Genomic DNA, 25,437 nt, shown 5'->3' on the forward strand with positions numbered 1-25,437 from the left:
TCCCCGGGAATAAATGCAGAACCAGGGAATCAGTCTGTTTTCATCGGTCCGTCGCTGGCCAATCCGGACCGAGACTGCTGCTCGACGGCGATCTCGGCCGTTGTCGCGTCAGGATCGAGTGGCGTGTATCTCTCGATGGATCCCCAGTCTCGGGCGTAGTCGTCGGCGAGGTACGACGGCAGTGTCTCCGCACCGAGGAGCAGTTCGGTCCAGCCGAGCGGGCCGCCGCCGATCGAGTCCTGCCAGGCATTGGTGGATTCGGCACCGGTGCGGTCGGGCAGGATGCGGTACTTCGGTACCTCGGCGACGCCGTCGCGATGATCGAACGGACGCTGGCACGGAAACGCGAGTCCGACGGCCCAGTCCAGCATTACCGGATCGGTCGATCCGACCAGTGAGTTCAGCGTCTGCGTCTTCGGGACGCGCGGCGGGGTGACGGCGAGCCATTGATCGCCGGCCAGGTCGTTGTCCTCGGCGACGATGCGCACGACGTCCGCGTCGGCGGGAAGGTCGTTCATCGGCACGCGCAGGTTGCGCCACGACGGCGACGGACCGATGTCGAGCGGGGTGATGCGTCCCAGCGCGATCACGTCACCGCCGTCGCGGCGTCCGTATTCCAGTTCGACGCGTTGGCCTTCCGTGACGATGCCGTCCTCGTCCACCGATCGGATGCGGCCGGCGGCGGCGATGGCGATCAGGTCGCCTTCCTCCGGCAAGGCGTACCAACCGGAGGTCAGGGATGCGGGCTCGGTGGCTCCGAAGCTGCCGAGTACCGGTGTGGTGCTCGGATCGAGGCCGAACGGCAGTGCGACTGTGCTGCCGTTGATTCCGACGTTCTCGGTGGTTCCGCCGGAGGTGCCCGCGGAGTTCGACGAAGTGGCCGCCGCGCTCTGTTCGGAGTCCTCGGGGCGGATGGAGTTCGCGCTGCCCTGCGCGGTGTCCTCGGAATCGGCCGTCAGGTCCTGGGCGACGCCGTCGGGGGTGAATCCGGTACTCCCACCGGCACCGAGTGCGTCGGCTGCGGGATCGATCGGTTGCAGGACCGAGCCGTTGACGTCGGTCTCCACTTGTACGTCACCGGCGAGTCCGCACGAGTTTCCGGCGAGGGCAGAGAAGTTCGAGCGGGCGATGGAGTACGCCGGGTATTGCGCCACAGCGCCTTTGACGAACGAGAGCACCTCGAAGGCCACGACCCCGCCGGCGACGATGGTCAGCGCGGACGGCGCGAAGCGTCGACGCGTGGTCGGTTCTTCTCTGCGATAAGGCAATCGGACGTGCTGATAGGCCGCATGGAGCAGCGTCAGTACCGTCAGGCCCAGCAGGATCGTCGAAAAGCCCTTGCCGGCAATGGACGGCGGCTTGTCGAACCACGGAATGCCGTAGCTCGAGACGTACCACCACCCGTTCGAGCTGGTGAACGCCACCGCCGTCAGGAACAGGACAGCGGCGGTGAACAGTGTTCTGTTGCGCGGAGATCGGACGGTTGCAGCGGTGACGGCAACGGCAGCCAGCGCGGCCAACGACGCCGCGAGACCGGCGTACACACCGAAGTGGTGGGTCCATTTGGTGGGCGTGAACATCATCAAAGCCAGTGCGCCCAGAATGATTCCGAGGATCCGACGCGACGGTCCGGTGGCTGTCCCGGGGATGCGTCCGTTCTTGCGGAGCATCACCGCGATGCACACGACGATGCACAGCAGCATCGCGAACATGCCGAACCGTCGGGCGAGCGAGCCGTCGGGAGAAATGGTCATCAGCGCGTCCCAGCGGACGCGTTCTTCGAACCACGGCACGTTCGGTCCGATGGCCGAGCGCACTCGGGTCGCTTCGAGGACCGTGGCAAGAGTCTGGTCGGCGAAGATCGCAATCAACACCGCCAGTCCCGACGCGACCAGCGGCGCGAGAACGGCGAGCAGTCCCACCTGGCGAGCTCGCTTGACCACGATCATCACCAGCGGCCGCAGGCCGGCGAGCAGGGCGGCGACGGCGATCAGTCCGGTGGGTCCGGCGGCGAGGGAGAACGCGGCGATCAGGGTGCCGATGGCGGCGGGCAGGAGTCGTCCGGTGGCGATGGCGCGTTCGATCGAGCACCACGTGAGCAGTGCGCCGAGGGCGATGATCGGTTCTGGGCGCAGGCCGTTGTCGTAGGGCAGCCAGAAAGCGAGGAACACGAATCCGGCGGTCCACAGCGCGACCCGGTTGGTGAGAACTGCGCGACCGAGGCGGGGGATGACCTCGCGGCTGATGACGAGCCAGCACAGCAGCGCCGCGATGGTGGCGGGCAGGCGCATCCAGATGCTGGCGGTGCTGACCTTGGCGAGGGCGGCGAGCATGTCGTAGTACGGCATGCCGAACGGCGCTTCGGGGACGCCGAACCAGCGGAAGTAGTTGGCCATGTAGCCGGCGTTCTCGGAGACGCGGGCCATGTTGAGCAGGTAACCGTCGTCGGAGGTGTTCGCGCCGATGAAATGCCACAGCACCAGCACGCCCACCACGACGGCGTCGACGCCGGTGATGGACTTCCAGCGCGAGGGGAGGAATCGGCGGTGGCGTCGACCGTCCATGCTGTCGAGGCGATGCAGCGCGAACAGGGACGCGATCACAGCGAGTGCGCCGACGATCATGGCCAACAACTTGAACGTGGTGGGGCTCGAGGAATAGCGCGAGTCGATGTCGGCGCGCACGTTCAGGCCGTCGACCGGTGCGGTGAGGTCGGTGTAGACGCCGACGACCTGCGGGCGGACGTCGCCGTCCATCGTGCTCGTGTCGCCGTCGAGGTCGACGATCGTACTGGTGGCGCTGGACGAAATGCTCAGCGAACAGTCGGCGGACAGCTCGGACACGGGAGCCTCGGCGAGAACGCGATCACGCAGCAGCACCTGCAGCCGGTCATCGTCGACCCGCACGATCAGTGCCTTCTGCTCGGTCTTCGCAGCTTCGATGGGTGCGGTGGAGATCAGCGTGCCGCCGTCGGTGAGAGCAGTGGCGGCGCTGCACGGAACGGTTGCCTCGAGGTCGACGGGCGAGTAGCTCACCAGCGGAGCGTTGACGCTGCCGAACGAACTCTGCGGCCACGACAGCGTCGCAACGTCCTGCTGAACCGGCAGCAGGGGTGTCGCGATGGCCAGAACCGCACCGATGATGCCAGTGACGATCGCTATCAGCCGGGCGGTCGCGAAGTTCGGAGCGGTCTCGGGCACGCCGACGATGCTAAGGGACGAGCGTCCGCACGTCCCACACCCATACGCCTCCGGTGTACCGAGGCTCCACGCCGACGAGGTCGGTGACGGTGGTCCGCAGAGCGAGAGTGTTCTTGCCCGGCGGCAGGACGACGACGTCGGCCTCCCAGAACGCCATGTCCTCGGCGGCGTCGCTGCGCTGATCGGCGGTGATCTCGGGGACGGTGCCCGAGTCGTAGACCGAGCCGAGCAGCAGCGCCGTCGGACGGTCCACGGCCCCGTACTTGGCGACCTTCTCTTCCTTGTCGCTCGGTCCGACGAAGTATCCGGCGGCCAGCTTGAAGCCCATGTCGGCGTCCATCTGCCAGCGCAGCGGGCGCGCGTCCTCGGGCCGCGGAAGGGGCACGGTGACGACGGAACCGTCGTCGACGAAGTTCTCCCACTCGCCGTCGGCGAAGAACTCCGGCGTCGGGGACTTGTCGACGGTCACCAGCGGCGTCGGGATCAGAGGTACGAGTGCGAGCGTGAGTCCGGCGATCCAGAACGCAGGCAACGGGCGAAGTCCGTTGCGGAACGTGCGATCGGTGGCCAGGACGACCAGCAGGGCCAGTGCAGGCACCGCGCCCAACGCGAAGCGGGTTTCGAGCACGGATTCGACGAGTGGGTACTCGGCCAGCTTCGTCCACGGCAGTGTGATGCCGGTGTCGTCCTTGCCGATCACCAGCGTCGCGCCGAGTGACAGCACGCTCATGACGATCGCGGTCGCGGCAGCAGCACGGGCGCAGGCGACGCGCCACATCCACACCGCTGCCACCAGGGACAGCACCAGCAGCGGCCAGCCGAAGTACGCGTTCTCCTCGGTGGCATTGATGCGAACGTTCTGCCCCGGAGTCGCCTCGCCGCCGAGCGATTGCGTCGGGAATTGGAACAGTGCTTTGGCGTCGTTGCCCATGGCACCGTGTTCGAGGAACGAGTACGACTGCGGGCCGAAGAACTGCCACCACAGCGGAAACGCCACGAGCGTCAACGCGATGCCGGCCGAGACCGCGAGTCGGGGCACGGCATTGCGGACGGCAGGCCACAGCGAACGGGGCCTGGACACGTAGTAGACGACGGCGAAGATGGCGAACGACATCGCGAAGATGAGCAGCGGCTCCTCGCCGAGCAGGATCTGCAGCGCGACGATCAACCCGAGTCCGACGGTGTTCTTGGTGGTCCCGCCGCCGTGTGCGATGCGGGTGACCAGCATGGCGATCACCGGAAGCAGGAACAGCACCACGAAGTTGGGGTGCCCGTTGGCGTGTGAGATCGCGCCGGGCGCAAAGCCGCACAGCGCGCCGCCCATTGCCGCGGCGCCCTTGGACGCATTGAGCTGACGGGAAAACAGCCAGAACCACGCGAACGCGGTCCCCGCCAGGCCGACGGTGAGAGCGATCGCCCAGGTGACCGTCGGTCCGAAGAGCAACGTGATCGGGGCCAGGGGGATCGAGACTCCGAACATCGCCGTGTTCGCCATCAGATTCACCCCGAGCGGGTAATTCTGCAGGTCGCTCCACAGTGGATTGTCCAGATGCGCGACCGAATTGGCGGCGACGGAGAAGAACCACTCCCACATCGTCTGATCCTGGCCGCTGTTGTAGAGGTAGCCGCCGCCCAGATTGCGCCACTGGCCTTGCAGGACGTAGAAGGCGGCGACCAGAAATCCGACCGCCGCAACGACGTCACCGCGCCCGACGCCGGAGTGTCGAGCCGGTGCCGTTGTCGGCTGCCGCTCGAGAACACTCTGGTCGTGGGTGGTCATCGCGTCGAGGTTACAGAAAGATCACGATGGGCGGAAACTCGAACGACCGGCGTCACACGGTGAGCGAGGTGGTGGTGCAGGGGCGTGAAGTTCTCATCCGATCAATTCCGCGAGTTCGACTGTGGAGTGCTCGGCGATTTTCTTCTTGCTGGTCATGAAATCGCGCGGACGGTTGATGCAGTCCGCGGCGATGAGTTGGCCGTCGCGGAGGTAGTAGCAGGTGAAGTCGCGATCGCGCTCCGGGTCGCCGTTGACGACGACCTCGTCGTATCCGGTGCCCAGTCCGGCGATCTGAAGCTTGAGGTCGTACTGGTCGGACCAGAACCACGGCAGCGCGGTGATGGCGGAGGACCCTCCGGTCAAAGTCGATGCCGCCACCTTCGCGTGTTCGTTTGCAGCGCAGACTCCTTCGAGGCGTACGCGCCGCGAGTAGCGGGCAACGTGGTAGGCGGCGCAATCGCCGGCAGCGACGATATCGAGATCGTCGGTGCGGGTCCGATCGTCGATGACGATTCCGTTGTCGACGGTGATCCCGGCCGCTTCGGCGAGTTCGGTGTTGGGGACGATGCCCACCCCGATGACCACTAGATCGGCTGGCAGCGTGTCTCCGCCGGCCAGCACGACCGCCCGCACACGGCTGTCTCCGCGGAACTCCTCCACGAGCGCACCCGTCCGGATCTCCACGCCCGCCTCGCGGTGTATTCGGGTGAAGAACGTCGAGACCACCGGTGCTGTCACGCGTTCCAGAACACGCTCCGCGGCCTCGACGACGGTGACGTCGAGACCCGATGCCCGGAGGGACGCTGCCGTTTCCAAACCGATGTAACCGCCACCGACGACGACTACCCGTGTTCCCGGCGTCGCGGCCGAGCGTAGCGATGCGGAGTCGGCGGCGGTCCGCAGGTAGTGGATGCCCGCCAAATCTGCTCCGGGAGTTGCCAATCGGCGAGTTCGCGCGCCGGTGCACAGGGCGAGCTTGCTGTACGACTGCGTGACTCCGGAATCGAACGTGACCGTGCGAGCCTCACGATCGATGCTGCTCACCGAACCGTCGACCAGCTCGATGTTCTGCTTGTCGTAGAAATCCGCCCCGCGGATCGCCATGGCCTCGAGCGTCGAGGTGCCGGCCAGATAGGCCTTCGACAACGGGGGACGTTGGTAGGGCAACGTCCCCTCGTCACCGATGAGAACTATCTCCCCGGCCCACTTTTCGCGTCGCAAATGTGCGGCGAGTTGAGCGCCGGCGTGGCTGGCACCGATGATCACCGCGCGCTCGGCGCTCACCTAGGCCTGCTGCTTCGGGGTGAGGCTGACCATCATCTTGGATATACCTCTCACGAAGTTGGACTGAACGTACTCGGGCTTCCCGACCACTTCGATGTTCTCGAACCGGGTCAGCAACTCCTCCCAGAGGATTCGCAGTTGCATCTCCGCGAGCCTGTTGCCCATGCACCGGTGCACGCCGAACCCGAACGCGATGTGGTTACGTGCGTTCTTGCGGTCGATGATGAAGTCGTCCGGCCGATCGAACACGCGCTCGTCACGGTTGCCGGAGGCGTACCACATGACCACCTTGTCGCCCTTGCGGATGAACTGGCCGTTCAGGATCGTGTCTTCCTTCGCGATCCTGCGCATGTAGGCCAGCGGCGTCTGCCAGCGGATGATCTCGGACACCATGCCGGGCACGAGATCGGGATTCGCCTTCAGCTTCTCGAACTGATCGGGAAACTCGTTGAGCGCCAACACTCCACCGCTCATCGAGTTACGCGTGGTGTCGTTGCCGCCGACGATGAGCAGGGTGAGATTCCCCAGGAACTCCAGCGGCCGGTCGATGAGATCCTTCGTGTCGTCGTTGGCCTGCAGCAGCGAGATCAGGTCGAAGCCGGGCTCTTCCCCTGCTGCTTTTCGAGCGGCCTTGTCGTGCCAGAGAGCGCTCAGGCCCTTGGCTGCGTCGACCATGGCGCCGAACACCTCGTCGTTGTCAGAAGGACCACCGTTGGTCTGTTCCATTGCCGTCGCCAGGTCCGACCACTCGACGAGCTTGTGTCGCTGCTCGTAGGGGAAATCGAGCAACGTCGCCAGCATCCGTGCCGTGAGTTCGACGGACACCGTGCGAACCCAGTCGAACGGCTGGTTCACGGGAAGGTCGTCGAGAACTTCCTGCACCCTGGACCGGATCAGGTCCTCCATCTCGCGGAGATTCTTCGGGGCCACCACCCCTTGGACCGCGGCGCGCTGAGCGTCGTGACGCGGGGGATCCATCGCGATGAACATCGCGATGTCCATGAAGCGCGGCGGCTTGCCGATGATGATGAACGGCTCCGCCGAGAACACCTTGTGGTTCTTGTCGACGGCGATGATGTCCGCATGCCGGGTGACCGACCAGAACGGCCCGAACGGGCTGTTCGGCTGGAAGTGCACCGGCGCTTCGTTGCGGACGCGCTCGAAGTACGACTTCCAGAGGCCTTGGCGGTACAGGAACGGGTTGCTCAGGTCGATGTCGGCGAGATCGACCTCGTCGACCGGCGGAATCGGTGTCTCGGTGAACATGACCTGGCCGTCGGTGCGGGTCACGATCCGACGCGTCTTGTCGTAGAGGTGCGCGCCGCGGATCTGCAGTTCCATCGGGATGACGGATCTCGCGGTGGTCGCGACGGTGTCGGCGATACTCATGGCTCTCTCCTCCGGTCCGCAGGTCAGATCTGGAATTCGGGCACGCGGACCGTCAAGCCGTCCCAGGATTCGCGCGCGGTCATCTGGCACGACAGCCGAGATGTCGGTTCACGCTCGGGGTTCATGGCGAGCATGTCCTCCTCGACCTCGTCGTTCGTGCCGACGACGTCGCTCCATGCGTCGTCGACGACGACGTGACAGGTTCCGCAGGCTGCCTCGCCGCCGCAGTCCCCGTCGATACCCGGGATGGCGTTGTCGACGGCAATCTGCATCAGGGATGTGCCCTCGGTCAGCGGTGCCTCGTGCTTCTCGCAGTCGTGCGTGACAAAAGTGACGTTGGCCATGGTGTTCTCCTCGCTGAGTAACTGTGTTCCAAGTCTCACTGCGATGGGCTTTCCGAACTAGGCTCGAAAGCGTCGATTTGTTGTTAATTTGGCTCAGGTGAGATCAACGGAGTCCGGAGTGCCGCCGCTTGCCTTCGCGCAGCTGCTCGGTAGTGGCGCGCTGGGCGAGCGGGCCGAGGCGGCGTTCCGACGCATCCTGGAGCGTGAGGGCGTCAGCATGACGGAGCTGGTCACCCGCGACGGACAGGTGCCGCTGCGGTGGTTTCGGGAGGTGTACCCGGACCTCGACCGTCAACAGGGTTTCCGGCTCGGCGCGACGTTCGCGCAATACGTGCAGCCCACGTCGTTCGGCCCCCTCAGTCTTCCGCTGATCAGTGCCGGATCGGTGGCAGAGATGGTCGAGTTGCTGGAGTTCCTCCCGCTGGTCTCGACGGCTCTCGCCGTGCACATCCACCACACCGATCGAGGGTTGACCATCGGACTCGCCGGGCGCACGGGGGACGAGGGGCTCGACAGCATTGCTGTCGCGTACGGCGGTTCGTGCCTTCTTCGTCTGATCGACATGCTCGCCGGCTTCGCGGACGCGGTCGAACTTCACCTCGATATCCCGGCCCCGGAGCGCGATACGCTCGACGACGACGAAATCCGGCGCATCGTGTTCCATGCGCCGTCACCGTTCGTCTTCGTGCCGGCGGCCATCCTCGACGAGGCATGCCGGTTCTCCGATTCGTTGTCGTATCAACTGGGGATCGCGGAACTGAAGAAGGCCGTCGACGGCCGTCGTACGAAGTCGTACACGGACACCGTGCGCGCGCTGTTCGACACCGACCGCGAGTGCACCAACAGTGCGCACTGTGCCCGGAGAATGGCCGTCTCCACCAGCACCCTCAAACGAAAACTCGGCAACGAGGGAGCCACGTTCCGTGCGCTACGTCAGGCGTTCCTTCAGGAGCGCGCGACCGTGCGTCTGCTCGACGGTTCGGTCACGGTAGGGGAGATCGCCGCCGAACTCGGCTACAGCGACGTCGCCAGCTTCTCGCATGCGTTCACGCGATGGACCGGACGCTCACCGAGGGAGTTTCGATCTCGCACCGCAGCACCGAGGTAGTGCGTTCACGGTCGACGATCGTTCAATTCGTGCGCACGACCAGCGCGAAGGGTCCGATGTCGGTGACGGTGAAGCGAGGATCCTCGAACAGTGACTGCGGGAAGGTGACGGTGTAGCGGCGCACGTTCGGGTCGTTCGGGTAGACGTCCTCGGCCAGGCGCAGGGTGTAGCCGTCGGCACCGCGGCGGAACAGGAACGCATCCGGCGCGCGCCACTGGCTGGTGTCGAGCGCGTCGACCAGCTGATCGGGCGTCTCGAGCTCGGTCCACTGCTCGATGGCGTCGGCTCGCTGATCGAACTGCGCCAGTGGGTTGGCGTAGTGCGAGGTCAGTCCTTGGAAGCCGAAGTACGGGTAGTAGCTGAGGAACGACGTGTCCGCCGTCAGCAGCACGGTTTCGTCGCGCGGACGCTGGGTCTGCTCGGTCAGGGCGGCGTCGACCTCGCGGTAGTACGAGACCGCGCTCGGCGGACGCATGTCGGCGCGGTTGCCGTCACCGTCGGTGTCGGAGTACGCGACGGTGATCTCGGTCTGCAGTACCTGGGGGATGTTCTGCGCGTAGGTCATCGCACCGATGGCTGCTACGACGACAGCGGCGATACGGAACTTCGGTGGCTCGTTGATGGCCTGATAGATCGCGTGGCTGCCCTCGAGGAAGCCGAAAACGCCTGCGCTGCCGAGCAATACGATCAGCACCGCTTCGAGGCGGAACGAGAGCAGGGTGGTGCCCGCGGCCGTGGCGGCCATGGAGAGCAGCGTCCACAGATAGATGGAGACGACGCCGACGCCCAGTGCCTGCGCTCGGCGTGAGGACGAGAACCGCACCGCCACCCACACCGTGCCGATGAGGCACAGCATGCCCATCAGGGAGAACTCGAACATCGGGAAGGGAAGTGTCGCACCGGCTTCGGGCAGATAGTGCAATGCCGTGCCCGACGTGGAGGGTGCACCACGCAGGAATTCGATCAGGTACGGCAGCCACACGGTCGCGGCGATGACGCCCGATATCGCAGCGATCGCGGCGACCTTGATCGCGATGGGAACCAGTACGTTCCAGGACTTCTTCTCGCGATAGGCGAGGACGGCGGCGAACAGCGCCATCAGTACGACGGTGAACGCCGCCAGGCCGAGATACAGCGTGTAGAACGTCGCGGCCAGACCGAGAAAGAGTCCGGTGCCGACCACCGCTCCCCATCCGCCCGATGCGGTGCGCCCCCCAGTCGGGATCAATGTCCCTTTCTTGCACTCTGACTGACTGGATGCCACATTCATCCCGGCGGGCCGGTGCAATGCTCCCCAGGCGAGGACCAGCGCGGGTGCGAAGAGCATCACGATCACGGCGCTGTATGCCTCGGGGGAGGCGTGGGCGACGACGAGTGCGGTGGTGACGGCGCTGACGGCGACGGCCCAGTCTGCTCGAATCAGCGCCTTCCACAGCACGAACGAAACGACGGCGGTAACGGCGAGCAGCCCGATTGCGTACGGCTTGAACACTTCCCAGCCGTCCATGCCCAAGAGGTTGCCGACGCGTCCGCCGAGCCAGAACCAGCCGGCCGGGTAGAACGGCGGAATGTCGGCGTACGTCATGTCTCGCAACGACGCCGAATCCGTCAGTCGCGTCAGGTATTCGGTACGGAACTCCTGGTCGACGGAGATGCCGAACAGATAGAGCTTGGTTGCAGCCAGCGGCATCCCGAGGGTGACGGTGACGAATCCGCTCAGCCCGATCCACGCCGCGAGCCGAGCGACCCACGGCCACTTGTGAATCCGGTACAGGTAGATCGACGCGGCGAACAGTGCCGCAGCGGTCACCTGCCCGAGCGTCGTGATGGCGCGGGTGACATTGGACGAGTTGAACGCCGGCCACTGAACCAGTGAGAAGGCGTACAACCCGACCGTCGCCACGACCACTGCGATGAGCACACCGAGAGCGATTTCCCCGACGGCAGAGGCGGTTCTGCGAGCCGGTGCAACCTGCTGTGTCATGAAAACTGAAGTGCCGTCGAGATCAGATGGGCAGCTTGCGGAAGATCGGCCGCGGCACGTGCCGCAGCACCATCATCACCAGACGCCACGGTGCGGGAGTCCAGATCAAGGGGGTGCCCTTGCGTGACGCGTTCACCGCGAGCTTCGCGATGACCTCCTTGTCGACGGTCATCGGGGCTTCCTTGACGTGCGCGCTGAACTTGGTGCGCACCATGCCCGGGCGAACGACGGTGACCCGAGGTCCGAACTCGCGCAGCGCTTCCCCGAGTCCGAGGTAGAAACCGTCGAGTCCGGCCTTGGTGGAGCCGTAGACGAAGTTGGAACGACGAACCCGCTCGCCTGCCACCGAGGACATGACGATTATGCGGCCGTAGGCCTGCGCCTTCATCTTCTCGCCCAGCAGCACGCCGACCGAGACGGAGGCGGTGTAGTTGATGTTCGCGGCGAGGACGGCCTTGCGCTGGTCCTGCCAGAGCTGTTCGGCATCGAAGTCGACGGCGAAGGCGACGATGGCGACGTCGACGTCACCCTTGGCCCATGCCGCGTCGATCACCTTGGGATGCGAGGCGGTGTCGAGTGCATCGAAGTCGATGATGTCGACGGACTTCGCGCCCTTGGCGTTCAGTTGGGCAACCGCGCTCTCACGAAGCGGGTCGTTCGGCAGCGCAGCGAGGATGACACGTGCCGGAGACTTCGACAGGTACTCCTCGGTGATCGCGAGACCGATCTCGCTGGTGCCGCCCAGAACGAGAATCGTCTGGGGGTTACCTACGGCGTCTATCGTCACAGCAGTTCCAGCCTTCTAGCCATATCGGAGGCGAAAACGCCTGTGGGGTCAACGGATCGGCGGACCTTGATCCACTCGTCGATCCGCGGGTACATCGAGTGGAAGGTCTCGGCGTCGGTGCGCGAATCCTTCGCGGTGTACAGACGACCGCCGAATTCGAGCACCCGCTTGTCGAGCTCGCGGACGAACTCGTTCAAGCCCGGCTTGATCGGGAAGTCGACGCAGATGTTCCACCCTGGAATCGGAAAGCTCAGTGGCGCTTTGTTTCCGGGCCCGAACAGCTTGAAGACGTTGAGGAACGAGTAGTGCCCGGACTTCTGGATGTCGACGATGATCTTCTTGAACTCGTCGACCGCCTCCGGCGGAACAACGAACTGGTACTGGAGAAAGCCCTTGGAGCCGTAGGCACGGTTCCACTCACCGAACATGTCCAGTGGGTGATAGAACGCCGTCAGGGACTGGACCTTGTTCCGGTAGTTGCCGGCCTTGCGGTACCAGACCTCGCCGACGGCGGAGAACGTGTACTTGTTGGCCAGGCCGTTGGGGAAGACGTCCGGGAACGTCACCAACGGCTTGGCGTTGAACCGCAGCGGGTCCTTCTGGAGTTTGGCCGGCAACTGGTCCAACGTCGCGAGCGATCCGCGGGAGAGGGCCGCGCGGCCGAGCTTGGGCGGCGGGGCGACCGCGTCGAACCAGGCACTCGAGTAGTCGTAGTTGTTCTCGCTGCCGTCGCTGTGCAGGGCGATGGTCTCGTCGAGGGTGGTGGTGACGTCGCCGTCGGCGATGAAGTAAGCCGTCTCCGTCGGCGTCATCTCGATCGTCGCGCGCAGGATGATGCCGGTCAGGCCGTTGCCGCCGACCGTCGCCCAGAAGAGCTTGGCGTTCTTGCCCGACGGCGTCAAGTGGCGGACCTGACCGTCCGCGGTCAGCAGTTCCATCGAGCGGACGTGGTTGCCGAAGCTACCCGCGCTGTGATGGTTCTTGCCGTGAATGTCGGTGCCGATGGCCCCGCCGATCGTGACCTGGCGGGTACCCGGCAGCACCGGTACCCACAGGCCGAACGGCAGCGCGGCACGCATCAGCTGGTCGAGGTTGACGCCACCGTCGACGTCGACGATCCGCGTCGACGCGTCGATGCTGTGGATGCCGTTCAAGGCATTCATGTCGATGACCAGGCCGCCGGAGTTCTGCGCGTTGTCACCGTAGGAGCGGCCGAGGCCGCGGGCGATGACGCCGCGTCGGAGGTGGGCCGGCTTGGAGTCGTTCTGCTCGGCGACCTGCTTGACCGCGTTCGCGATGAGCTCGGGGTCGGAGGTCGAGAGCACCTCTCCGGTGGAGGGAGCGGTGCGGCCCCAACCGGTGAGTGTGCGGGTCTGCGTGGGTAGCGGCGCAGTGTTCCCGGCCTGTGGTTCCAGGGGGAAGAGTGCGTCGTCGGCTGTCGTGGACATCGCTCAAGAGGGTACCCGCACCGCAGCAGCGGCTAGTGTCAGTCCTCGTGTCCACCCCCGACCGCTCCGCAGAAGAAGGCTCCACGGGCGACGACTGGTCGCCCGAGAACGACGAGTTGCAGCATCACGTCCCGCTACCCGTCGAGTTGCCGCTGACCGAGAACATCGCCGACGCGGCCCTCGATCTCAAGACGCAGGTGGTGCGTTTCTTGGCGACCGGTGTGCTGTCGGCCATCGTCGACCAGGGCGTCAACCTGATCCTGCACTTCGTGTTCGGCGTCGGTGTGACCCTCGCCAAGGCCATCGGCTTCGTACTCGGAACGACGACGGCCTACCTGATCAATCGTCGATGGACGTTCAACGCGGCCCCGTCACGGGCTCGGTTCTTCGCCGTCGTCGCGCTGTACGGAGTCACCTTCGCCGTCCAGGTGGGCATCTACACCTGGCTCTACCAGGCTCTTCCCGACGGCTTCTGGTACGCCAACGTGGCCTTCGTCATCGCGCAGGGTACGGCGACGGTCATCAACTTCCTCGTCCAGCGATTCGTGATCTTCAAAATCCGCTGAGTCGCGGGGTTCGGCCCCAAGAGTTCGCCAGCGCGGGTTTGCCCCGTGAGGTGCGCAAACGCGGGTTTGCCCCCCGGGGGTTCGCCAGCGCGGGTTCGCCCCGTGAGGTGCGCAAACGCGCGCGCACTTGCCAAATGCGCGCATTCTCGTCAGCGGTCGGGGGCGATTCTGCGCGCGTCTGGCGAATGCGAGCGCGTTTGCCTGGATTTGGCGTCGTCGTCGCCTCGTCCCGCCGCTCAGGAGAAGTTCGGCAGGTCTCTGCGTTCGAGGGCTTCGGCGAGGGTGGGTGCGGCTTTGACTTTGCCGGGGGTTCGCAAACGCGCGCGCACTTGCCAAATGCGCGCATTCTCGTCAACGGTCAGGGGCGATTCTGCGCGCGTCTGGCGAATGCGAGCGCGTTTGCCCGGATCTGGTGGCGTCGCCGCCGCTCACGAGAAGATTGGCAGGTCTCCGCGTTCGAGGGCGTCGGCGAGGGTGGGGGCGGCTTTGTCCTTGTCGGAGAGTTCGTAGGTCAGGGGTGTGCCGTCGCGGGCGGTGGTGGGCCAGTCGATGCCCAGGGCGGGGTCGAGTGGGTTGATGTCGCGGTCCAAGGCCGGGGTGTATTCGAGGGTGCACAGGTACATGACGGTCGAGTTGTCTTCCAACGACAGGATGGCGTGGCCGAGTCCTTCGGAGAGGAAGACTGCTTTGCGGTCGATGTCGTCGATCAGCACGCTGTCCCACTGCCCGAATGTCGGTGATCCGACGCGCAGGTCGACGATGACATCGAGGAAGGCTCCGCGGGCGCAGGTGACGTATTTCGCCTGCCCGGGTGGGTTGGTGGTGAAGTGGATCCCGCGTAGGACCCCGGCGGCGGAGACCGAGCAGTTCGCCTGCAGCAGCTCCAACGACCGCCCGGTGGTGGCCTCGAACGCCGATGCTTTGAACCATTCGAAGAACACTCCGCGGTCGTCGCCGAACTGGCGTGGGGTGTACTCGTAGGCACCGGCGATGCTCAGTTCACGAAAGGTCATCGGTTCCCTCGGTCGATCAATTCCAGCAGGTAGCGGCCGTACCCGGACTTCACGAGCGTCTCGGCGCGCACGCGCAGTTCGTCGTCGGTGATGAATCCTCGTCGCCAGGCCACTTCTTCGGGTGATCCGATCTTGAGGCCCTGGCGTTGTTCGATGGTGCGCACGTAGTTCGAGGCGTCGAGCAGCGAGTCGAAGGTGCCGGTGTCGAGCCAGGCGGTCCCGCGAGGCAGAACCTCGACCTGCAGGCGGCCGGCCTCCAAGTAGTGGCGATTGACGTCGGTGATCTCGTATTCCCCACGGGCGGACGGGGTGAGGTCGCGGGCGATGGCGATGACGTCGTTGTCGTAGAAGTACAGGCCGGGGACGGCGTAGTTCGATTTCGGGGCGGCGGGCTTTTCTTCCAACGAGATGGCTTTGCGGTCGGCGTCGAATTCGATGACGCCGTAGGCGGTGGGGTCGGAAACCTCGTAGGCGAACACGGCTCCGCCGTCGATGTGATCGAACCGCGACAGTTGGGTGCCCAGGCCGGGGCCGTAGAAGATGTTGTCGCCCAACACCAATGCCGCGGAGTCGGTGCCGATGTGCTCGGCACCCAATACGAAGGCTTGGGCGAGACCGTTCGGCTCGTGTTGGACCTTGTAGGTCAGTGAGATGCCGAACTGGGAGCCGTCACCGAGCAGGCGGGTGAACTGGTCGGCGTCCTGGGGTGTGGTGATGATGAGGATCTCGCGGATCCCGGCCAGGATCAGTGTCGAGAGCGGGTAGTAGATCATCGGTTTGTCGTAGACCGGGACCAGCTGCTTGCTGACACCCATCGTGATCGGATGAAGACGCGAGCCCGTGCCGCCCGCCAGAATGATTCCCCGCATGACCGCGAAGTCTTCCAGACCCTCGGATCACCCGCTCGCTTGTGCCTGCCCCGTTTCTGCTGCGTGAGCTCCGAGGTGCACCTACGCTCGCCGCATACCCAGCCTTCCGAGAGAACCGAGGACAAGCCACGTGACGACAACGCACCAGATCTCCACCGGTATCGATCAGGTCACCGCTCTGCTCTCCACAGTGACCGAAGCCGAACGCGCATCGGCCACGCCCTGCACCGAGTGGACCGTCGCCGAGCTGACGGACCACCTGGTGAACACCGCGGCCAACTTGGTGACCATGGCTCGGGGTGGCGAGATCGATTGGTCGGCGTCGCCAGAACCGTCGTCGGATCCGATTCCGCTGTGGAAGGAGAGGACTCGCGAACTGCTGGCCGAGATCGATGCAGGTTCACCATTGCCGCTCGGCATGGTGGCTGCGGAACTCTCGGTGCACGCGTGGGATCTCGCGACCGCACTCGGGCGCGGCACGGACGATCTCGACCAGACGGTGGCGGAGGAGGGGATGGTGTTCATGTCGGCCAACATGACCGACGAACGGCGAGGCGGTGCTTTCGATCCTGAGCAGCCGGCACCCGACGGCGCAAACGCGTACGAGCGGTTGGCGGCCTTCGCCGGACGCACTGTCCGAGGGTCCTGACAGTTCCAGCGGCCGATCACTCCCACGGGATTCGGTACGGCGAAGTTCCGGTCTCGGCGATCGGAGTCGGCCATTCGGCCGGCCACAGGATCTGCGGATCGGCCTTGAGCTCTTCGACTTCCGGTGGCACCGGAGTTGCGTCCACCTCGACACGTTCCCAACTGCATTCACCCGACGCGACGCGGGTCGCGTAGTGGATCAGGTCGGCCGATGCCCGGCGTGAGGACGCCAGGCGGGCCAGCAGTTCCGCTGTGACGTATCGGGTTCCCGCCGGAGCTTTCAGATCGGTGTTCAGGGCCCGCGTGCGCGCGGCCTCGAGCTCACCGCAGGATGTCATCAGACGGTCGTACGCGGCTCGGGCGTGTGGAGGCAGTGACTGGATCATGCGTCCCGCCAGGGTTCGTCGCCGGTGCCAACGGAGAAGTCCTCGTCCGGAGTGTCGAGGACCGGTCGGATATCCGCGGTCTTTCCCGCTTCGACGGACTGCTTGCCGTAGTCGAGGAAGTCGTTCAATGGGCGTAACGTGTCGTCGATCTTCTTGCCCACCTGGCTCTCGGGATCGCCGAGCGCGTCGAGGAACGCGCCGAAGTCATCGACCACCTGCTCGATCTTCGCAATGAGTTCCTTGGTCAGATCCATTGCTGTCCAGCAGATTTCGATGATACTTTCGACCTGCCAGGCCGTGCCCACCATCGGTACCTTCTTGATCATGACCTTCAACGCACCGCGGGCGTTGTCGACGGCGACCTCCGATTCGAGAAGTTCGACGATTTTCCGAACCACTGCCAGCGCAGCGTCACGGAGTTGTTCGGATATCACTGCACAGACCGCGGAAATCGTGCGGCCTGCGGGCCCCTCCCATCGCATTGCGGCCAGTTGTCGGTCGGCGTAATCGGTGAATGCCTGTGCGGCAGCGCCGTTCCAGTAGGCGTCCACGCGCCCCACACCTGCCGCGAACGACTCCGACGCGGCTTCCATGGCGTCGCCTGCGATCTGATATGCGTGGCCGATTCTCCTGATTTCGTTTTAGTTGCCGGTGATCGGCATTGTCGCCTCGTTCAGGGGGCTCCACCCGCAGAGTTCGAAAATCGTTGTGTCGATCTCTCCGAGCCAGCCCGCGGCATCGTCGAGTAACTCTCGGACTTCGTCGACGACGGGATTCGGCGCGAAATAGTCGATCCCGTGGGCCGTCCGTAATCGGCTGCCTCGTCGAATTCGTCCACGTGGCCGACGGCGGCACGATCCGAGCTGCCACGATCGATGCCCGGTAGTGGCGGCGCGCTTGTGTGAGCGTTCAGCAGGTCATAGTTTCGCTGATCCTGATCGGCATACAGCCATGCCGCTCTGTTGAGTTCTGCACCCATTTCCCCGCAGTTGGCGGACAGGTGAACCTGCCGAGTGCGTGTCATCTCCTGAAACCGTGCGAGGTACGGCTGAAGTCGTTTCAGAATCTGCCCAACCACGTTCTCGCTCAGGCCCGCCTGATCGAGCAGATAACGATGACTGGCCAGAGTGTCGCCGCCGACGCGATCGAGAAGATGTCCGAGGCCGGCTATTTCCGAGGATCTGGCGATCAGCGGTTCGGTCATTGCGTCGCGGTCCTTCTCAGTGACGAGATGAGGCCGTCGACGTCCTCATCGGAGAGTGCGTTCTCGACATCACGGTCGGCAAGTACGACGAAGACCGCGACCTCTGCCGTGGCGAAACCGGTAGTGGTGACAACGTCGAATGTGGCGCGGGGAGGAGGGCAGTACGGCGAATCCGGTATGTCTTCCACCAGGGCTGTGTAGCGGACAGCCGGGACTCCGTCGACCTGTAGATACTTGGGGTCGCTGATCTGAACAGTGGGTGCCAGTGAACCGTCTCGGTTGGTGAAGATCATCGACGCCTTCTGCGCTTCTTGATAGGCGAGGACAGTCAAGTCCCCGGCACGTCGACCGGTCATTCCGCTGATCGCCGAAGACTCGAACTCACCCCCCTCGCAATCGAATCGACCGTGGAGGCCCATTGCGCCGTACGTTGCGGTCGACCCGTCCTCGCCGACCCACTCCGAGAAACCGTCGTTCCAATTTTCCCAGTCCGCAGGAATGTCGTAGGTCCAGCCGAATTTGGTGGCGATGGGCTGCGGTTGGCCGTCGGGCACCTCGATCTTCGGTGGCGGCCGGTTCATGGACGGAAACCCCGGCGGCATTGGTGGCGGGGCTGTCGTCGAGCCCCTGGGTTCCGGCGACACCGGCGGCAGAGTCTGTACCCCCTCGTACGGCTCGGGCACCTGCGGTGCCAGCTGCGGGATTACCCACATGATTCCGAACAGCAGTACCACCGATGCCGCGAGACGCAGCAGTATGTATCGAAGACGCATCGTCACTCCCCCCGAAGTCGAAGAGAAGCTAGCACGCGCGCCCGACAAGAACGGCCGTCGCCGACCAGCACCGGTAAAGTGCCGGTACATGAGAATTCTCGTCACGGGTGGGGCCGGGTTCATCGGCGCGAACTTCGTACATCAGACCCTCGCGCAGCGCCCCGACTCCCAGGTCACCGTGCTCGACAAGCTCACCTACGCCGGCAACAAGGCCTCCCTCGACCCGGTGGCGGATCGCATCGAGTTCGTGCACGGCGACATCGCCGACGCCGATCTCGTGGACCGCCTCGTCCGCGAGACCGATCTGGTCGTCCACTTCGCCGCCGAATCCCACAACGACAACTCGTTGACCGATCCGTGGCCGTTCGTGCACACCAACGTCATCGGCACCACCACCTTGCTCAACGCGGTCCGCGAGCACGACGTCCGCTACCACCACATCTCCACCGACGAGGTCTATGGCGACCTCGAACTCGACGACCCGGCACGGTTCACCGAATCGACCCCGTACAACCCGTCGAGCCCGTACTCCTCCACCAAGGCCTCGAGCGACCTGTTGGTGCGTGCCTGGACCCGATCGTTCGGCGTCCGCTCCACCATCTCCAACTGCTCGAACAACTACGGCCCGTACCAACACGTGGAGAAGTTCATCCCACGCCAGATCACCAACATCCTCAGCGGCTCCCGGCCCAAGCTCTACGGGGCAGGGCAGAACGTGCGCGACTGGATCCACGTCGAAGACCACAACAGCGCCGTCTGGGCCATCATCGACGGCGGCCGCATCGGCGAGACCTACCTCATCGGAGCCGACGGCGAAGCGAACAACCGCACCGTCCTCGAAGCGATCCTCGAAGAGACCGGCAACCCATCCGACGCGTTCGATTTCGTCACCGACCGCCCTGGCCACGATCTGCGCTACGCCATCGACTCGACCAAGCTGCGTACCGAATTGGGTTGGACGCCAACGTATGTCGACTTCCGGGCGGGCTTGAAAGCGACCATCGACTGGTACCGCGAGAACGAGCAGTGGTGGCGGCCGCAGAAGGACGCCACCGAGGCGGTCTACGCGGCGAAAGAATCCGTACTGCCCTGAAGCCGGAACTAACTACTGCGTGACATTCGATGGCGCAGTAGCAGGTACACCGCGCGACGCATGAACGACGTCATCAGAGCCTTGGCATTACCGATGCGAACGTCGTTGTCGGACAGCAGTGTCGGGTCGCTTGCTTGCAGGGAGCGATGGAAGTCCGCGGCCTGACGTGCCTGCTGTGTCGCCAGTTCCACGCTCCACTGTCCCGAGTTGATTCGGAACGACGCCAGTGGTTGCGGAATTGCCACGATGTCGCCTCGTAGCGCAACCGCGATGAAGGTGGCCTGGTCGATCAGGTAGGGATGGCTGTTGTCCCACAACCCGATCTCGCGGAGTTCCGACAGCTTCATCATGACGCCGCCGGGTTCGCCGAAGATGTTGGCACCGGCCCGAACTGCGGTTCTGGCGGCGACTCGGCCCGATACCGTTCCGTGCAGTCCACCGAGCCCGCGGGCGGCGATGACCGTCTTGCCGTAGGCGTCGATCAGCGTCCGCTGTGCGGCGACCAGAACGGCAGACGGGTTGTCGTCGAACGCCCGCACCTGAGTGTCCAGCGCGGTGGGCGCGATGGTGTCGTCACCGCAGACGAGCTTGATCAGCTCGCCCGTGGCTTCCTCGGTGACGCGGTTCCAGTTGGCCTGCGCTCCGCCGCCGACCGGGGTGGTCAGGAGGCGGATCCGTGGGTCGTCGAACTTCTGCGCGACGGCGAGGGTTCCGTCGGTCGACGAATGATCGGCGATGACCAGTTCGAAGTCCGTGAACGTCTGGGCGAGAATCGAATCGATGGTCTCGGCCAGATACTCGGCGTTGTTGTACGCCGGGACGACTACGGAAACACGGGGCGTCATGATGTGGGGGCCTGGCTCTTTCTGCGGAACGAGAAGTCGCGGTAGCCGAAGAAGCTGACGACTGCCATCACGGCTGTGACGACCAATTGTGAAGGGATGGGCGGGAAGTGGAAGACGGACACGGCGATCGTCATCAGGGAGATGTTGGCGACGAACGCGCCGAAGTTCACGACGAAGAACCGCAGCAGATCGCGTAGGAAGTGACCCCGCACGCGGAACACCAGGTAGCGGTACATCGCGAACGCGCACAGCACGTTGCAGAGATAGCCGAGCACGATCGCGGCGTGGTATCCGTACTGCTCGCCGATCAGCAACTGCCACAGGATGAACCACGCGGTACCCAATGCGGTGTTGACGCCGCCGACGAGCAGGAACGCGATCTTCTGATTCTTGACGATGCGCATCAGCGGCCCCGGCGCACCGTTCATGCCCGCCGGGGGAGCAGGAGTCTGTGGTTCGGTCATCGACCCACCGCCAGTGCTTGACGCGTCGCGAACAGGGTGGACGCAATACCTGCCGGCAATGTTCGGTGCGTTCGGCGATCGATCTGTGGCCAGACCGTCGACCGCAGCCGTAGATCGCGACCCTGGAACACCGCCAATGGGGACGCCGCCAACACCACGTTCGGTCGACGGCGAAACACCGTCCGGCAGGCTCCGAGAATCGAGCCGATGGTCACGGCCTCACCGGAGGCGAAGATCTTGATCGTCGGCGATATTCGTTCCGTGGCAGACATGGCAAGGGTGTCGGCGACCATCTCGGCCGCGTCGGACACGTAGAGGTAGTCGCGCAACGTGTCCATCGGGACGTAGATGGAGACGGGGGAGGCCATGAGGTATCCCCGGCACAGGTGCGAGATCAGGCCCTGCGGTTTCGCGAGGTTCTGCCCTGGCCCGTAGAGGTTCGCGAACCGGCCGATGGCCACGTTGATGCCGGTGCGTTCACCGAACTCGGTCGCGATGGCCTCGGACTGCAGCTTGGCGAAACCGTAGTCGCCCAACGGAACCGGGTTCGTTCCCTCGTGATGTGGGGCACCCGTCGCGCCGGCGTAGACGCCTCCGGCGGACGAGGCGAGGAACACGGTTCCGGTGCCCGCGCGGTCGGCGGCGACAGCCTCGATGTGCGCCAGGACGGTGCGGATCAGGCCGTTCTCTTCGGCGAATTGTGCTGCACTGGTTCCGTTCACGCCCGCGCCCGCGGCCCAGATCACGTTCCAGGTACCGTCGGCGAAGGAATCGAAGAACTCCGAACAGCGCTGCAGCAGAGCCTGTTCGGCGGACACCGAGTCCGACCACGGGATGGTGCTGGTGTGCACCCGATGTCCACGACGACCGGCCTCCCGGGTCACCGCAGCGCCGAGCAGCCCGCCGCTGCCGACGATCCACGTGTGCGTCGCGGTCACGCCGGCGGTGCAGGTTCGGTCGATGGCGCAGTGCGCCCGAGCGGGCCGTTTCCCGGGTCGGTGACGATCAGGTACGGCGGCTTGCCCATGGCGGTCTTGACGTTGACGCCCACGTACTCGGCCACCACACCGAGAGAGAACAGGGTTGCTCCGAAGCCGAACAACAGGATCACCATCGTCGATGCCCAACCTCGTACCTCGGCACCCGAATCGAAGACGAAGTACGACACCAGTACGTACGCCACCAGAATGAGGCCGAGAATCGCGAAGGCGATGCCGATGAAGCTGACCAGTCGCAGGCCCTTGGTGCCGCTCGAGAGCACCATCCGCCAGAAGTGCGAGAGCAAGGTGCGCAGTCGGTAGCCCGATCGACGGTCCACCTCTTCGCGCAACGCCACCGGGCTGGTCGTGACGTCGCCTGCGATCCAACCGAGTGCGATGTCCAGGTATGCCTCGGAACCGGCGTAGGCGGCGACGGAGCGACCGACTTCACCGAGCACCAGGCGGTAGCTCTGGTAATCGATGGTGTTGTCCCCGGCCAGCGCCTTGGCGATCAGCCACTTCGAACCCTTGGAGGCTGCGTTGCGCCACATCCCGTGCGGTGCGACGTTGGTGGGCTTGGCGTAGACGACGGTGGACTGCTGGTCGAGGGCCGCATCCAGCATGCCGCCGATCGCCGCCGGATCGTGCTGTCCGTCCTCGTCCATCGTGACGATCCACTCGCCGCCGCTGGACGCCATGCCGGCGAGGGTGGCGGGATGCTGACCGAAATTTCGGCTCAGCCACACCCCGCGAACGAACGTGTGCGCGGCCGTGAGCTGGCGAATCACCGCGGCAGAGTTGTCGGGACCGTGATCGAAGACGAGCAGAACTTCCTCGACGATCATCGGCCGCCCGAGGGGAGTATGCGTCACCTGCGTCAGCGGAAGGATCTCGTCCATCAACGCGCTGAGCGTCCGTTCGCCCTGGTAGACCGGTACCACGATGGAGATGCGGTGCGGATCAGCAGCAGAGTCGTCGGACATCACGAGGTCTGAGCCTATCTGCTCGACGTCCCAGCGCCGAACTCCCGAGAACTCGAATTTCTGCGTCGTCGCACATCGAGCACCACCAGGCCGACCAGCAACAGCGTCCCGCCGGCCATCGCGGCCAGTCCGAGTCGTTCGCCGGGCGGTCGGAAGGTGATCTGCAGGTCCGCGTTCTCGGTGCCGGGCGGCAGGTCGACGTAGAGGAAGATGTCGGCCAGCCCCTTCGTCTGCAGCTCCTCACCGTTCAGCGTCGCGGTGTAGCCGGGCCAGGCCAGACGCGAGAACACGACGCTGCCACCGTTGGGTGCGCTGACGTCGACGTGCTCCGAGTCCGCATCGGACGATCGGGGTTCGGCCGTGGCGTTCACGGTCGCGACGACGCGTCCCGACGACGCGGGAAGCAACCCGTCGATGCGTTCGAGGACGTAGATCTGGCGAGCGGAGTCGGGAGTGGGAGCGGTCACCCACATCCAGCCTGCGGGTGCGGGCCGGGAGTTCGCGAGCGGATATTGATTCTTCTGCAGCACGATTCGATCGAGTTGCATCAGGTCGGCGTACGTCTTGCCGGTGTACGGCTCGATCTCGAACACGCGCCTGAAGGCGTCCGTGCAGGTCGATCCCTCGTGCTCGAAGCACAGCAGGTTGGCGAAGTCGAGATAGCCGACGGGGGTGTACGCGTTGACGTAGTCCAGGCCCATGATCTTGGCGGAGTTGCCGTACACCTGGGAGTGCCAGGGCAGCCGGGGGTCGTCGGGTCCGTCGGCTGCGGTTTCGGTGAGCGCACGGCTACCGAGTTGCAGAGTCGCGCCCTGCCACTGTGGGAACTCGGCCTTGGCCTCGGATTGGGACGTGGGCAGCCACCACTTGGCGAAGGGCGGATCGTATGTGGCCACCTGGTACATCGCGACCGGCGCGATCGTCACGAGGAGCAGCGCCGCAGTCGCCCGGGTCGAGAAGCGGTGGGCCAGCAGCAGAGCGAGCGCGCCGACGAGCAGGATCACCAGCGCAGCGAGGACGTGGCGACCGAAGAATTCCGGGCCCGACGAGCCGGCGCGAAGCAGCAGTACCAGCGTCAGCAGGCCGGCCGCGAGCAGCCGCGGCCGCAGCTTGTCGAGGGTTCCGTACCGGCTGATCAGGGTGACCACGAGAATCAGTGCGACGAGGGCGACGAACGGCAGAATGCGGGCGGGCCAGCGGATCGGTCCGATGTCGCTGGGACCTGCGGTGAAGATCAAGGCGAACGCCAGCATGATCAGTGGTGCCGCCAGCTCGCGCAGAGCCGCGGGTACCCGGCGCCACGCGATGAACGCCAGCGCGGGGACCACGAACCAGGCGATGTAGGTGACCGGCGATTCGGTGGTCTCGCCCGCCCAGGATTCGATGCTCGTCACCGCGGTCGGGATGCTCGCGGTGAGCGATTCCGACCACGGTGCCGTCAGGAAGTTGTCGTTGAACGTGCCCTCGTCACCACTGCGCCAGGTGACCGCGGACGTGAGCACTCCGGGCAGGAAGGTGACGGCCCCGCACGCGGCGGCAGCGATGCCGACTGCGCAGACCTTCAGTGCCGGACGCCACAGCCGCTGGAACAGTCGTTCGCCGATGGCGACGGATCCGATCATCACTCCGGCCATCACCGCGGCGTGGACGTATCCCACGCTGATGGCGAGGTAGAGGAAGGCGAACGGCACGATCGGACCGCTGCGACCGCGGGCGTAGGACACCGAGCTCGCCCAGGCGTTCATGATCCACGCCGTGCCCATCAGCGCGGTCACCCACGAGGTGTTCTCGAAGAACAGCGTGAACCCGACGAACGGTGCGCTCGCGCCCGCTACCGCAGCCCAGTTGGCTCGCGCTCCGTAGGCCAGGGCGACTCGAAACACGCCCCAGGCCAACAGAATCGAGAAGCCCAGTTTGACGACCGTTGCCAGCAGTACCAGGTTGTCGATCGACGGCGAGATGTAGTTGATCGCCATCTGCACGGGATTCCACAGGCCGCCCTGGCCCTCGACCGGGTAGTTGCCGGCCATCCACTGATCGAGCACCAGCGAGGGGAATTGCCCGTCGCGCATGATGCGTCCGAGTTGGAGCCAGTTGGGTACGGCACCCGATTCGGTGTCGTCGATGTAGAAGAAACGGGGATCGACGCTGAGCACCAGGAGATAGCCGAGGACCACCACTGCAGCGACCGCTGCTCCCCACGCGAGGCGCTCTCTCCTGCTGTCGGGCAGGGCGGCGCGCGCGATGTGGGTATCCGTGGGGGTCAAGGGTCAACTCCGTGAGTTCGGG

At 65.0% G+C, this 25,437-nt stretch carries 23 protein-coding genes; 4 read left to right on the top strand and 19 right to left on the bottom strand.

The window, feature by feature from the left end:
- Positions 1-29: 29 nt before the first annotated feature.
- From CH291_RS11090 to CH291_RS11110, 5 genes are all read right to left on the bottom strand, one after another.
- Positions 30-3,200, bottom strand: coding sequence for an arabinosyltransferase domain-containing protein (locus tag CH291_RS11090; protein WP_256980809.1), 3,171 nt, complete (start codon positions 3,198-3,200; stop codon positions 30-32).
- 10 nt (positions 3,201-3,210) lie between these two features.
- Positions 3,211-4,980 (bottom strand): glycosyl transferase, encoded by a 1,770-nt coding sequence (locus CH291_RS11095; protein ID WP_068054622.1) that lies wholly within the window; start codon positions 4,978-4,980, stop codon positions 3,211-3,213.
- 93 nt (positions 4,981-5,073) lie between these two features.
- A complete protein-coding gene (locus tag CH291_RS11100) occupies positions 5,074-6,264 on the bottom strand; it encodes an NAD(P)/FAD-dependent oxidoreductase (protein WP_094687489.1) in 1,191 nt (396 codons plus the stop codon).
- Positions 6,265-7,653 carry a cytochrome P450 gene (locus tag CH291_RS11105; protein WP_094638922.1) on the bottom strand — a complete coding sequence of 463 codons (1,389 nt, stop codon included), beginning with the start codon at positions 7,651-7,653 and terminating at the stop codon, positions 6,265-6,267.
- Positions 7,654-7,676: 23 nt separating this feature from the next.
- Entirely contained in the window at positions 7,677-7,997 is a 321-nt protein-coding gene (locus tag CH291_RS11110) for a 2Fe-2S iron-sulfur cluster-binding protein (protein WP_094687710.1), read from the bottom strand.
- A 97-nt stretch (positions 7,998-8,094) separates the two neighbouring features.
- On the opposite strand from CH291_RS11110, the gene CH291_RS11115 reads away from it, so the two are divergent.
- Positions 8,095-9,105, top strand: coding sequence for a helix-turn-helix domain-containing protein (locus CH291_RS11115; protein ID WP_179276515.1), 1,011 nt, complete (start codon positions 8,095-8,097; stop codon positions 9,103-9,105).
- 22 nt (positions 9,106-9,127) lie between these two features.
- On the opposite strand, the gene CH291_RS11120 is transcribed toward CH291_RS11115, so the two are convergent.
- From CH291_RS11120 to CH291_RS11130, 3 genes are read right to left on the bottom strand one after another with little or no spacing between them, the layout of a single operon-like run.
- Complete coding sequence (locus tag CH291_RS11120; RefSeq protein WP_179276516.1) at positions 9,128-11,089, bottom strand: galactan 5-O-arabinofuranosyltransferase; 1,962 nt, start codon at positions 11,087-11,089, stop codon at positions 9,128-9,130.
- Positions 11,090-11,111: 22 nt separating this feature from the next.
- Positions 11,112-11,876 (bottom strand): decaprenylphospho-beta-D-erythro-pentofuranosid-2-ulose 2-reductase, encoded by a 765-nt coding sequence (locus CH291_RS11125; RefSeq protein ID WP_094638921.1) that lies wholly within the window; start codon positions 11,874-11,876, stop codon positions 11,112-11,114.
- Positions 11,873-13,324 (bottom strand): FAD-binding oxidoreductase, encoded by a 1,452-nt coding sequence (locus CH291_RS11130; protein WP_037187223.1) that lies wholly within the window; start codon positions 13,322-13,324, stop codon positions 11,873-11,875. The genes CH291_RS11125 and CH291_RS11130 overlap by 4 nt, the downstream gene beginning before the upstream one ends.
- Before the next feature lie 47 nt (positions 13,325-13,371).
- Between CH291_RS11130 and CH291_RS11135 the strand changes: the two genes are divergently transcribed.
- Positions 13,372-13,890 carry a GtrA family protein gene (locus tag CH291_RS11135; protein WP_082899055.1) on the top strand — a complete coding sequence of 173 codons (519 nt, stop codon included), beginning with the start codon at positions 13,372-13,374 and terminating at the stop codon, positions 13,888-13,890.
- Positions 13,891-14,318: 428 nt separating this feature from the next.
- On the opposite strand, the gene CH291_RS11140 is transcribed toward CH291_RS11135, so the two are convergent.
- A complete protein-coding gene (locus CH291_RS11140; protein WP_094687490.1) occupies positions 14,319-14,903 on the bottom strand; it encodes a dTDP-4-dehydrorhamnose 3,5-epimerase family protein in 585 nt (194 codons plus the stop codon).
- Complete coding sequence (gene rfbA / locus CH291_RS11145; RefSeq protein WP_094687491.1) at positions 14,900-15,772, bottom strand: glucose-1-phosphate thymidylyltransferase RfbA; 873 nt, start codon at positions 15,770-15,772, stop codon at positions 14,900-14,902. Before rfbA ends, CH291_RS11140 begins: the two co-directional genes overlap by 4 nt.
- Positions 15,773-15,902: 130 nt before the next feature.
- Here rfbA and CH291_RS11150 point away from each other — a divergent pair, with 130 nt between their 5' ends.
- A complete protein-coding gene (locus CH291_RS11150; RefSeq protein ID WP_068054773.1) occupies positions 15,903-16,421 on the top strand; it encodes a maleylpyruvate isomerase family mycothiol-dependent enzyme in 519 nt (172 codons plus the stop codon).
- Between the two features lie 16 nt (positions 16,422-16,437).
- Here CH291_RS11150 and CH291_RS11155 read toward each other — a convergent pair whose 3' ends face one another.
- The 4 genes from CH291_RS11155 to CH291_RS11165 all read right to left on the bottom strand — a co-directional run bounded on the left by CH291_RS11155 (position 16,438) and on the right by CH291_RS11165 (position 18,783).
- Positions 16,438-16,806, bottom strand: coding sequence for a hypothetical protein (locus tag CH291_RS11155; RefSeq protein WP_256980810.1), 369 nt, complete (start codon positions 16,804-16,806; stop codon positions 16,438-16,440).
- Positions 16,803-17,399, bottom strand: a complete 597-nt coding sequence (locus CH291_RS27170) for a hypothetical protein (RefSeq protein WP_256980811.1) — start codon at positions 17,397-17,399, stop codon at positions 16,803-16,805. The genes CH291_RS11155 and CH291_RS27170 overlap by 4 nt, the downstream gene beginning before the upstream one ends.
- 80 nt (positions 17,400-17,479) lie before the next feature.
- Positions 17,480-18,010, bottom strand: coding sequence for a hypothetical protein (locus CH291_RS27175; RefSeq protein ID WP_256980812.1), 531 nt, complete (start codon positions 18,008-18,010; stop codon positions 17,480-17,482).
- Positions 18,007-18,783 (bottom strand): hypothetical protein, encoded by a 777-nt coding sequence (locus tag CH291_RS11165; RefSeq protein WP_094687492.1) that lies wholly within the window; start codon positions 18,781-18,783, stop codon positions 18,007-18,009. Before CH291_RS11165 ends, CH291_RS27175 begins: the two co-directional genes overlap by 4 nt.
- Positions 18,784-18,871: 88 nt before the next feature.
- Between CH291_RS11165 and rfbB the strand changes: the two genes are divergently transcribed.
- Complete coding sequence (gene rfbB / locus CH291_RS11170; RefSeq protein WP_094687493.1) at positions 18,872-19,876, top strand: dTDP-glucose 4,6-dehydratase; 1,005 nt, start codon at positions 18,872-18,874, stop codon at positions 19,874-19,876.
- An 8-nt stretch (positions 19,877-19,884) separates the two neighbouring features.
- Here rfbB and CH291_RS11175 read toward each other — a convergent pair whose 3' ends face one another.
- From CH291_RS11175 to CH291_RS11195, 5 genes are read right to left on the bottom strand one after another with little or no spacing between them, the layout of a single operon-like run.
- Positions 19,885-20,721, bottom strand: coding sequence for a glycosyltransferase family 2 protein (locus CH291_RS11175; RefSeq protein ID WP_094687494.1), 837 nt, complete (start codon positions 20,719-20,721; stop codon positions 19,885-19,887).
- Positions 20,718-21,185, bottom strand: coding sequence for a GtrA family protein (locus tag CH291_RS11180; protein ID WP_068054828.1), 468 nt, complete (start codon positions 21,183-21,185; stop codon positions 20,718-20,720). Before CH291_RS11180 ends, CH291_RS11175 begins: the two co-directional genes overlap by 4 nt.
- Positions 21,182-22,123, bottom strand: coding sequence for an NAD-dependent epimerase/dehydratase family protein (locus tag CH291_RS11185; RefSeq protein ID WP_094687495.1), 942 nt, complete (start codon positions 22,121-22,123; stop codon positions 21,182-21,184). Before CH291_RS11185 ends, CH291_RS11180 begins: the two co-directional genes overlap by 4 nt.
- Positions 22,120-23,148, bottom strand: a complete 1,029-nt coding sequence (locus tag CH291_RS11190; protein WP_179276529.1) for a glycosyltransferase — start codon at positions 23,146-23,148, stop codon at positions 22,120-22,122. Before CH291_RS11190 ends, CH291_RS11185 begins: the two co-directional genes overlap by 4 nt.
- A 14-nt stretch (positions 23,149-23,162) precedes the next feature.
- Positions 23,163-25,415 (bottom strand): hypothetical protein, encoded by a 2,253-nt coding sequence (locus CH291_RS11195; protein WP_256980813.1) that lies wholly within the window; start codon positions 25,413-25,415, stop codon positions 23,163-23,165.
- Positions 25,416-25,437 lie beyond the last annotated feature (22 nt).

This window comes from Rhodococcus sp. 14-1411-2a (assembly GCF_002259485.1).
Classification (GTDB): domain Bacteria; phylum Actinomycetota; class Actinomycetes; order Mycobacteriales; family Mycobacteriaceae; genus Rhodococcoides.

Excerpts from the sequence above, each read along its gene's own strand:
- CH291_RS11105 (WP_094638922.1), bottom strand. The coding sequence starts at position 7,653 with ATGAGTATCGCCGACACCGTCGCGACCACCGCGAGATCCGTCATCCCG.
- CH291_RS11120 (WP_179276516.1), bottom strand. The coding sequence starts at position 11,089 with ATGACACAGCAGGTTGCACCGGCTCGCAGAACCGCCTCTGCCGTCGGG.
- rfbA (WP_094687491.1), bottom strand. The coding sequence starts at position 15,772 with ATGCGGGGAATCATTCTGGCGGGCGGCACGGGCTCGCGTCTTCATCCG.
- CH291_RS11180 (WP_068054828.1), bottom strand. The coding sequence starts at position 21,185 with ATGACCGAACCACAGACTCCTGCTCCCCCGGCGGGCATGAACGGTGCG.
- rfbB (WP_094687493.1), top strand. The coding sequence starts at position 18,872 with ATGAGAATTCTCGTCACGGGTGGGGCCGGGTTCATCGGCGCGAACTTC.
- CH291_RS11190 (WP_179276529.1), bottom strand. The coding sequence starts at position 23,148 with ATGTCCGACGACTCTGCTGCTGATCCGCACCGCATCTCCATCGTGGTA.
- CH291_RS11165 (WP_094687492.1), bottom strand. The coding sequence starts at position 18,783 with ATGCGTCTTCGATACATACTGCTGCGTCTCGCGGCATCGGTGGTACTG.
- CH291_RS11175 (WP_094687494.1), bottom strand. The coding sequence starts at position 20,721 with ATGACGCCCCGTGTTTCCGTAGTCGTCCCGGCGTACAACAACGCCGAG.
- CH291_RS27170 (WP_256980811.1), bottom strand. The coding sequence starts at position 17,399 with ATGGAAGCCGCGTCGGAGTCGTTCGCGGCAGGTGTGGGGCGCGTGGAC.
- CH291_RS11130 (WP_037187223.1), bottom strand. The coding sequence starts at position 13,324 with ATGTCCACGACAGCCGACGACGCACTCTTCCCCCTGGAACCACAGGCC.
- CH291_RS11140 (WP_094687490.1), bottom strand. The coding sequence starts at position 14,903 with ATGACCTTTCGTGAACTGAGCATCGCCGGTGCCTACGAGTACACCCCA.
- CH291_RS11155 (WP_256980810.1), bottom strand. The coding sequence starts at position 16,806 with ATGATCCAGTCACTGCCTCCACACGCCCGAGCCGCGTACGACCGTCTG.
- CH291_RS11095 (WP_068054622.1), bottom strand. The coding sequence starts at position 4,980 with ATGACCACCCACGACCAGAGTGTTCTCGAGCGGCAGCCGACAACGGCA.
- CH291_RS11110 (WP_094687710.1), bottom strand. The coding sequence starts at position 7,997 with ATGGCCAACGTCACTTTTGTCACGCACGACTGCGAGAAGCACGAGGCA.
- CH291_RS27175 (WP_256980812.1), bottom strand. The coding sequence starts at position 18,010 with ATGACCGAACCGCTGATCGCCAGATCCTCGGAAATAGCCGGCCTCGGA.